Genomic DNA, 7,972 nt, shown 5'->3' on the forward strand with positions numbered 1-7,972 from the left:
AGCCATTTCGTCGTCATCCGCGGGGTCAAGGGGGGCCAGGTTTACCTGGCCGATCCGGCGCGTGGGCACTGGTTCCGGACCCAGGAAGAATTCGGAGAGTTGTGGAACGGCATCCTGCTGGCCTTCATGCGCGCGGACGGCGAACGGGTCGCCGCCCACGACCTGGAGATCAAGCCGTTCTGGTCGCGCGACCTGAACGAATTGATGCCGGCCGAGTTGCTCAGCCTGCAGTTTGTGCGCGCCGCCAACGAATTCTGAGTGTTTGGTTTTTCAAGGGAGAAAGCCATGACCAAGGGGCGGGGTATCGGGTGGTGGTTGCTTGCGGCAATGCTGCTGTGGATTCCTGGGCCGGCCTGGGCCGCGGATGTCCTGAACATGAGCGGCGAGTACCTGAGCGAGGATGAAATGGCGGCCACCCACGGCGGCTTCAGCCTGCCCAACGGCGATTTTCTGTATTTTTCCATGGATTTCATGCGGGTCAACCTGGTGTCCCATCAGCAGCCCGGCGGCGGCGAGACCACGGGCTTCGTGAACGCCCTGCGCCAGGAGGCGGTCATCGCCAAGGACGGCAGCATCCAGCTCAACCTCGACATACTGCAGGCCGGGCAAGGAGGCGACCCCTTGACATCCCAAACAGGCAGGGTGCCACAGCAGATCAACAATGTGCTGCTCAACAACGCCTTCACCGACTTTCAGGGCATCGCCAACGCCAACATCATCTCCGGCAACTATAACGTCGGCTCCATCGTCAACATCATCAACCTGAAGTTGGGCTTTTTCAGCGCGGAGAATTTCGGCGGGGCGCAGTTGAGGGAGTTCTTCCTCTATTAGACCGGAACTGTCCCAGCCTCCTGGTGGCCACGGTCGGCGGTCGTGGCCTTTTTTGCGCGCGAGCGGAAACAGGGTAAATAAATCCCGTCCCTCACTTTAAATCAGCTTTGGATCGACTATACTTGGGCGGGATTTTGGGGTGAAGGGCGGATTCGCGGCATCGGTATCTTTTGTATTCAGGAGGGCGTATGCGTGGCCTGGTCGGCTTGATCGGGGTGGTCGTCTGTCTGCAACTGGCTCTGATGCCCGCCTGGGCGCAAACCGAGGGCGGCGTTTCGGAAACCAGCCTGATCGCCGATACGGGGGGCTCCTGGGCGGGGCGCAGAAGCCTGATCGTCGAACCGGGCCTGCAATATACCCACAATTCCTCCAACCGCATCGACCTGACCGGCCTCACCCTGCCGGGTCTGGTGATCGGCCTGATTCAGGTGGAAAAAGTCCGGCGCGACATCCTCACCCCGTCCATCGCCATGCGCTTCGGCGTCAGCGATTTCTTCCAGGTCAATCTCAAGGTGCCCTACCTGTTCCGCAGCGATAAATTCTCCCTCTCCCCCGCGGATCAGGGCATTCCCACCCGGCAAGAAACCGTGGAAGACCACGCCTTGGGCGATATTGAAGGAGGCATCCTGTTTCACCTGCTCAAGGCGAATGCCACCAGGCCTCAGATTATCGGCGGGGTCAAGGTCAAATCCCGCACCGGGCGCGATCCCTACGGCCTGCCGTCCAAACTGGCGACGCCCGGCAAGCGGGTTCCCACCGAGCTACCCACCGGCACCGGCCACTGGGGCATCGAGCCTTACCTGACCCTGATCAAGGTCACCGACCCCGCGGTGCTGTTCGCCAATCTCGGCTATTTCTACCACATGGAACGCGACATCGACGGCCTCGGCGAGCTCGATCCGAGCGACAGCTTCAACCTGAGTTTCGGCGTCGGCTTCGCCCTCAACGACAAACTCGCCCTGAGCACCGCCTACGAGCAGAAAATCTACACCCGCGCTCAACTCGACGGCACCAAGCTGCCCGACACCGACCCGGTGGTGGGCACCCTGATGCTGGGGGCCACCTATGCCGTTTCCGCGCGCACGGCGATCAACGTCACCGTCGGCGTCGGCGTCACCGAGGATTCCCCCGACGTCCAGGTGAGCATCAACCTGCCCATCCGCTTCAGCTTCTAAGGGTCGAGGCCATCCCAAAGTCATCGCCATTTTGCGCGCGGTCGTGGTAAAGTCACGCCCATTGACTTTCAAGGGATGACCTCGCCATGACCACCGTCCCACGTCCCCACGAAATCGCTTGCCAGCAGGTCCTCCTGGAGGATTCCTCGGTGTTTTCCGTTCAATGGCTGGACCTGCCCCGCCATCTCGCCGCTGGAATCACCCCCGAATATCTTCTGGAGCGCTACCTCGGGCACCTGCGCCGCTTCACCCTGGGACTGGTGCGCCCGCGCCGGGAAGGGGGCAAGGTCAGGTTCTGCCTGATTGATACCCCCTGGGCGTTGCTGGAATTCAGTCCGCCCCGCTATGATGAAGAAGCCACCAGACGCAGCCTGACCCTGGAGATTTGCGGCGGGTTTCTCGTGCAGCCGGCCCTGTGCGACCGGGGGCGGCTGGAACTGGCGACGGAGGACCTGGGCGAAGTCCTGCGCCTGCGCCTGCAGCTTTCGGACTTCTGCCCCCTGCTGCTGGGCAGCGCGCAACCGTCCCTGGCGCGCCGCTGGCTCTACCGCCTGACCCAGGCGGCGATTCACAAGGTGGTGACGGTACGTTTTCTGCTACGTCTGTATCGGGAGCTGGAGGGGCCCGGGGCCTGTGTGCGGGTGGTACCGGTCAGGGTGCGCGAGGGGCGGCCCACCTGAAAAGCTATCCGCGACGAGGATGTGAACGGGGACGATGACGGCGCGACTCATCAAACGCGGCCGCCTTTTGGCGGTGGGAGACATTCACGGCTGCCTGGAGCAGTTGCGCGCCCTCATGGCGCGCGTTGCGCCGACGGACCAGGACCAAGTGGTCTTTCTCGGCGACTACGTCGATCGGGGCCCCGACTCGCGGGGCGTGCTGGACTTTCTCTGCGATTTCGCCCGGCGCTTTCCGCGCAGCGTGTTTCTCAAGGGCAACCACGAGGCGATGTTCCTGGATTTTCTCTGCGGCCGCGACCGCCTGAGCTTTCTCGCCAACGGCGGCAAGGAGACCCTGGAGAGCTACCACGGTGCCGAGATTCCGAATGACCACCTCCACTTTCTCGACAACCTGCGCCTCTATTTCGAAACCCCGGAAGTCATCTTCGTCCATGCCGGGATGCGCCCGGGCCTGCCGCCCTCCCAGCAGAGCGAGGAAGACCTGCTGTGGATTCGCAACGAATTCCTTAACAGCGGCTACAACTGGGGCAAGACCGTCGTCTTCGGCCACACCCCCCAGAGCGGCGGGCCGCTGCTGCAACCCGGTCGCATGGGCCTGGATACCGGCGCCGTCTACGGCCGCGCCCTGACCTGCTGCGATGTCGAAACCGGCCGCTGCTGGTCGGTTCCCGCCGCCGAGGCCAAACGCAAAAGGTTTCTGTTGTTTTGAGAAAAGCAAAACCTGGGGACACGGATCAAATCTGATCAGGGCGGATTTTTTCTCTCAAGCTTGATCCGTTTTGATCCCGCCTTTTCAGATTTGATCCGTGTCCCCCAAGGATTTGACCGGCCGCCGCAGTAGATCGCCTGCCTGCGTCCCCTCCGGCAAAGTCAGTCGCACCAGGCGGTTGGGCTGACCTGCCGGCAAAGAGTCTCCCTCCAAGGAGCGAATCTCGTTCACGCAAAAAGCCGCCGTGCGCATGGCCGGGCCGATGATCTCCAGAGTTTCCCCCGGCAAAAAGCGGTTGCGCCCCTGCACCACCAGGCTTTCTCCCTCCTCGCGCACCACCCCGACGAAATCACAGGCGCGCACATAGGCCGAATCGGCGGCATGCACCCCCGCACCCTCGCCGCCGAACAGAAAACCCGTGCCGTAGGGGCGATGGCTGACCTTGTCGAGTTCCGCGCGCCACTCGGGGTCGAGGGCAAAACCGCGCGGATCGGCCAGGCAGCGATCCAGGGCGGCGCGGTAGACGCGGGTCACGGCCGCCACGTAGTAGACGCTCTTCATGCGCCCCTCGATCTTGAGACTGTCCACCCCCGCCGCGACCAGCTCGGGCAGATGCTCCACCAGGCACAGATCGCGGCTGTTGAACACATAGGTGCCGCGCTCATCCTCCTCAACCGGAAAATATTCGCCGGGCCGGGTTTCTTCCATCAGGGCATAACGCCAGCGGCAGGGGTGAGCGCACAATCCGCGATTGGCCTCGCGCCCGGTGAGCGCCGCCGACAGCAGGCAGCGCCCGGAATAGGCCACGCACAAAGCACCGTGCACGAACACTTCGAGCTCGCAGGCCGTCGCGGCGCGAATCGCGCGAATCTCCTCCAAGCGCAACTCGCGCGCCAGATTGACCCGCGCAACACCGGCCGCCGCCCAGAAATTGACGCCCTGGGCGTTGGTGGTGTTGGCCTGGGTCGAGAGATGCAGGGGGCGCGCGGCATCGACCTGACGCACCGTCGCCAGCACGCCGGGATCACCGACGATGTAGGCATCGAAGTCCAGGGGACGCAGTTCCTCCAGCAGCGCGGCCAGGTCGGGAAATTCCTGGGGACGCAGCCAGGCATTGAGGGTCAGATAGAGCTTCTTGCCCTGCGCCCGACACAGGTCGCGCGCCTGCCGCAACTGCCCGAGATCGAAATTTCCGGCCAGGGCGCGCAAGCCGAAACGCTCGGTGCCCAGGTAGACAGCATCGGCGCCGAAACGCAGAGCGGTTTCGAGTTTTTCCAGATCCCCCGCGGGCGCCAGCAATTCAACCTTCTTCATTCTTGAAATTCTCCCATCGCCCAGCCGGGCATCCACCCAATCTCCGCCCTCATCCCTTGACAAGGCAGCAAAAAGCCTATAATTTTTAGAGAAATTTTCATTTTAGAAATCTTTTACTTCCCTCTCATTTTCCCTGGAGGACGGCGTGCCCCTCGCTCTCATCGCCAGCCTGTCCCTCGTGCTGCTCGCCCTGCTCGGCGGCTGCGCCCTACCCCCCTCCCAAACCGTCTCCCCGGCTTCATCGCCGGATCTGGCGCGCATCGAAAAACGCCAGAAGGAACTCGACGCCCAGATCGCGGCCCTGCGCGGCGATCTCTCCCAACTGCAAACCGAGGTTCGTCGCCAGCAGGCCCAACTGGAGGGGTTGCAGCGATCCACGGTAGCAGAAAAGGACACCGCGCGCGGTGAAATCACCGCGCGCGTCGCGCCTCCCGAGCCCGTCGCGCCGCCGGCGCCGAGTGCTCCCGCGCCGGGTTCCGCCACGGAAACCTACCTGCGCGCCTTTTCCGATTATGCCTCAGGCCGCTATCCGCAAGCGATCGCGGGCTTCGAGGAATTCTTGCGGGCCTTTCCCGACAACGAATATGCGAGCAACGCGCAATTTTGGATCGGAGAATGCTACTATGCCCAGCAGAATTATGAACAGGCCGCCGTCGAGTTCATGAAAATGGCGACGCGCTACCCACAGTCGACGCGCACGCCCGACGCGCTGCTCAAGACCGCCTCGGCCTACCAGAAACTGGGTCGCGGCGACGAAGCCCGGCAATTGATGAATTTATTGCGCGAGCGTTACCCGCAAAGCGCCGCCGCGCAGAAAAATCTCGAACCCTGAACCTTTTTCTCCGAGGAATCACCATGTCTCTCAAGAAAATCCTGGTTCTGGCCCTGGTGCTTCTCGGCGCCGGCCTGACCTCAGCCGCCGAGGAACCGCGCATCTACACCATCAAGAAAGGCGATACCCTGTGGGGCATTTCCGAGCGCTTCATCAAGGATCCCCTCTACTGGCCCAACCTCTGGGCCAACAATCCCGACATCCGCAATCCCCATTTCATCTATCCCGGCCAGAAGCTGCGGATTTTTTCCGACCGTATTGAAATCGTCGGAGCCGAGGAGAACATCGAGGAAGTTCACATGGACGGCCAGAAAGTCGTCCCCGCGGTGAGCGACAGCATCCGCATCAAGGCCATGGGCGGCGGCGAGGGCTTTCTGGAAAAAACCATCGGCAGCGTCGGCAGCCTGGTCGATGCCACCGACAACCGCATCATGATGGGCCCCGGCGACCGGGTGTTCGTGGAACTCACCGATCCGGGCCGCGTCGCTCCCGGCGACCGCTTCACCATTTTTCGCCTGAGCGACCGGGTCACGCATCCGGCAACGGGCGAGTTCCTCGGCTACTTTGTTCAGGATCTCGGCACCTTGCAGATCACCGAACTCCATCCCCAGGTCGCCGCCGCGCAGATCATCGACGCCAACAGTGAAGTCACGCGGGGCGCCCTGCTGCGTCCCTATCAGCCCGCCCCGCGGGAAGTCGCCCTCAAGGAAGCCGTCGCGCCCCTCAGCGGCACCCTCATCGGTGGGCGTCAGGAAAACCTGGCCCTGGCCCAGAACATGATCGCCTACGTCGATCTCGGCAGCGACGACGGCCTGCAGGCGGGTAATCTGATGATCATCTCGCGGCCGCGCAAGGCCTCGGAAATCGCCATGGAAACCCGCACCACACCCCTCCAGCTTCCGGAAACCGTGCTCGGGGCCGGCGTGATTCTCGAAACCCAACCCCATTCCGCCGCGATGCTCATCATCAAAAGCGTGGACGCCATCCAACGCGGCGATCGGGTTCACGCCGAAATGCGCTGAGTCCCCACATCGCAAACGCACATCCCCCTTGGATCAAGGGGGATGTGTCTTACAGCAGCAGATAGAGCAGCGGCAAGGTGGCAAAGGCGAGGATGATGCCGAGCCCCACCAGCGCCACGGCCAGTTCCGGCGCCAAGCCCGCCGCCACCGCCAAGGCACCCGCCGTGACCATGGGCGGCATGCCCGCCTCCAGCACGCTCACCTCCACCGCCAGCCCTTCCATGCCCGTTAGGCGAAACACCAGCAGCGCCGCCAAGGGCGCCAGCAGCAGCTTGACGCCCAAGCCAAACCCCAGGGGTGCCAAAACCCGGCGCGGCAATCGCCAGCGCAGTTGATAGCCGACGGCCGTCATCACCAGGGGAATGAGGGGCGCCGAAATGCTCTGCAGGGCGCTCACCAGCGCTTCGGGATACGTCCACCAGGGGCGCAGGGCAAACCCCGCCAGCAGCGCCAGGGTCGGCGGGAAAAGCAGCACCTTGCGGGCCACGGAAACCAGTTTCAGGGAACCCTCCTGCCCGAACATGGCCAGGATCAGCGAGCCGTGGATGGCAAAAATCAACAGCGTGCCGAACTGATCGTAGATGATCAGATAGGGCAAGCCCGCCTCGCCGAAAAACGCCTGGATCATGGGCACCCCCATGAAGGAGGTGTTGCCGAGGGGCACCACCAGCAGCAGCACGCCCACCACCGGCCGCGGCCAGCCGCCAATCCGAGCCGCCGCCAGGACCAACACCACCGAGAACACCAGCAGCGCCCAAGGCGTCGCCGCCGCCACCAGCAGATCCCGGGAAAAACTCAGGTGCGGCACCTTGAGAAGAATCAGGGCGGGCAGGGACACATAGAGTGCAAACATGTTGAGCACCTGGGGGGTATCCGGCGGAAAGGCCTTCAGGCGCCGGAACACCCTGCCCAAAAAGACAAAAACTCCAATCAAAACAAAACTTTCCACACCGCTCCCTAACGATGATGACGAGCCCCGTCTTGCCCGAAACAGCCATCCTAGCCCAACAGGCCCTCGCCACCGACTATTTTTTTTAAAGAAAAACGTTTATTTTCTTGCTCCGCGCAAGCCCTTGTGCTAGTGTTGCCCATCTTAAGCACGTTTGTGTAGGTTTTCAGGCTGACCGATTCGCCGTCAGGACAAAGCACACAGACCTCTCTTGGGTCGTGTGTTTTTTTGTTTTCGGTGGACTGAATTCTCTCCGCAAACCAAAGTTTCCACAAGGAAAAAAAGGAGCAACAGAAAATGGCTGAAGGTACTGTGAAGTGGTTCAACGACGCTAAAGGTTTTGGTTTCATCGAGCAGGACAACGGACCGGATGTGTTCGTCCACTTCTCTGAGATTCAGGGCTCGGGCTTCAAATCCCTGGCCGAAGGCGACCGCGTGGCTTTCGAAGTCGTCCAGGGCC

The 7,972-nt window shown here is 62.4% G+C and carries 10 protein-coding genes; 8 read left to right on the forward strand and 2 right to left on the reverse strand.

The genetic code is table 11. The features are described from left to right. From QAT43_RS12960 to QAT43_RS12980, 5 genes are all read left to right on the forward strand, one after another. Positions 1-258, forward strand: a 258-nt coding sequence (locus tag QAT43_RS12960) for a cysteine peptidase family C39 domain-containing protein (RefSeq protein WP_305043503.1), incomplete at its 5' end; no start/stop codon positions are given. 27 nt (positions 259-285) lie between these two features. Further along, complete coding sequence (locus QAT43_RS12965; protein WP_305043504.1) at positions 286-831, forward strand: hypothetical protein; 546 nt, start codon at positions 286-288, stop codon at positions 829-831. A gap of 188 nt (positions 832-1,019) precedes the next feature. Next, positions 1,020-2,006 (forward strand): transporter, encoded by a 987-nt coding sequence (locus QAT43_RS12970; protein ID WP_305043505.1) that lies wholly within the window; start codon positions 1,020-1,022, stop codon positions 2,004-2,006. Between the two features lie 86 nt (positions 2,007-2,092). Then, positions 2,093-2,686 (forward strand): hypothetical protein, encoded by a 594-nt coding sequence (locus tag QAT43_RS12975; RefSeq protein ID WP_305043506.1) that lies wholly within the window; start codon positions 2,093-2,095, stop codon positions 2,684-2,686. Between the two features lie 34 nt (positions 2,687-2,720). Further along, entirely contained in the window at positions 2,721-3,395 is a 675-nt protein-coding gene (locus QAT43_RS12980) for a metallophosphoesterase family protein (protein WP_305043507.1), read from the forward strand. 84 nt (positions 3,396-3,479) lie between these two features. Here the strand turns inward: QAT43_RS12980 and QAT43_RS12985 are convergent, their stop codons facing one another. Further along, the gene (locus tag QAT43_RS12985) at positions 3,480-4,709 is read right to left on the reverse strand and encodes a peptidase U32 family protein (protein ID WP_305043508.1); all 1,230 of its coding nucleotides are present in this window, start codon (positions 4,707-4,709) and stop codon (positions 3,480-3,482) included. Between the two features lie 145 nt (positions 4,710-4,854). Here QAT43_RS12985 and ybgF point away from each other — a divergent pair, with 145 nt between their 5' ends. Together ybgF and QAT43_RS12995 are read left to right on the forward strand one after the other, a co-directional pair. After that, positions 4,855-5,541 carry a tol-pal system protein YbgF gene (gene ybgF, locus QAT43_RS12990; protein ID WP_305043509.1) on the forward strand — a complete coding sequence of 229 codons (687 nt, stop codon included), beginning with the start codon at positions 4,855-4,857 and terminating at the stop codon, positions 5,539-5,541. 23 nt (positions 5,542-5,564) lie between these two features. Further along, complete coding sequence (locus QAT43_RS12995; RefSeq protein ID WP_305043510.1) at positions 5,565-6,563, forward strand: LysM peptidoglycan-binding domain-containing protein; 999 nt, start codon at positions 5,565-5,567, stop codon at positions 6,561-6,563. Positions 6,564-6,612: 49 nt separating this feature from the next. Here QAT43_RS12995 and QAT43_RS13000 read toward each other — a convergent pair whose 3' ends face one another. Continuing rightward, entirely contained in the window at positions 6,613-7,512 is a 900-nt protein-coding gene (locus tag QAT43_RS13000) for an AEC family transporter (protein WP_305043511.1), read from the reverse strand. A 297-nt stretch (positions 7,513-7,809) separates the two neighbouring features. On the opposite strand from QAT43_RS13000, the gene QAT43_RS13005 reads away from it, so the two are divergent. After that, positions 7,810-7,972, forward strand: a 163-nt coding sequence (locus tag QAT43_RS13005) for a cold-shock protein (RefSeq protein WP_305043512.1), incomplete at its 3' end; no start/stop codon positions are given.

This window comes from Geoalkalibacter sp. (assembly GCF_030604225.1).
GTDB lineage: Bacteria > Desulfobacterota > Desulfuromonadia > Desulfuromonadales > Geoalkalibacteraceae > Geoalkalibacter.

Bases quoted from the DNA above. Each gene is read 5' to 3' on its own strand.
- QAT43_RS12965 (WP_305043504.1), top strand. From the start codon at position 286: ATGACCAAGGGGCGGGGTATCGGGTGGTGGTTGCTTGCGGCAATGCTG.
- QAT43_RS12970 (WP_305043505.1), top strand. From the start codon at position 1,020: ATGCGTGGCCTGGTCGGCTTGATCGGGGTGGTCGTCTGTCTGCAACTG.
- QAT43_RS12975 (WP_305043506.1), top strand. From the start codon at position 2,093: ATGACCACCGTCCCACGTCCCCACGAAATCGCTTGCCAGCAGGTCCTC.
- QAT43_RS12980 (WP_305043507.1), top strand. From the start codon at position 2,721: ATGACGGCGCGACTCATCAAACGCGGCCGCCTTTTGGCGGTGGGAGAC.
- QAT43_RS12985 (WP_305043508.1), bottom strand. From the start codon at position 4,709: ATGAAGAAGGTTGAATTGCTGGCGCCCGCGGGGGATCTGGAAAAACTC.
- QAT43_RS12995 (WP_305043510.1), top strand. From the start codon at position 5,565: ATGTCTCTCAAGAAAATCCTGGTTCTGGCCCTGGTGCTTCTCGGCGCC.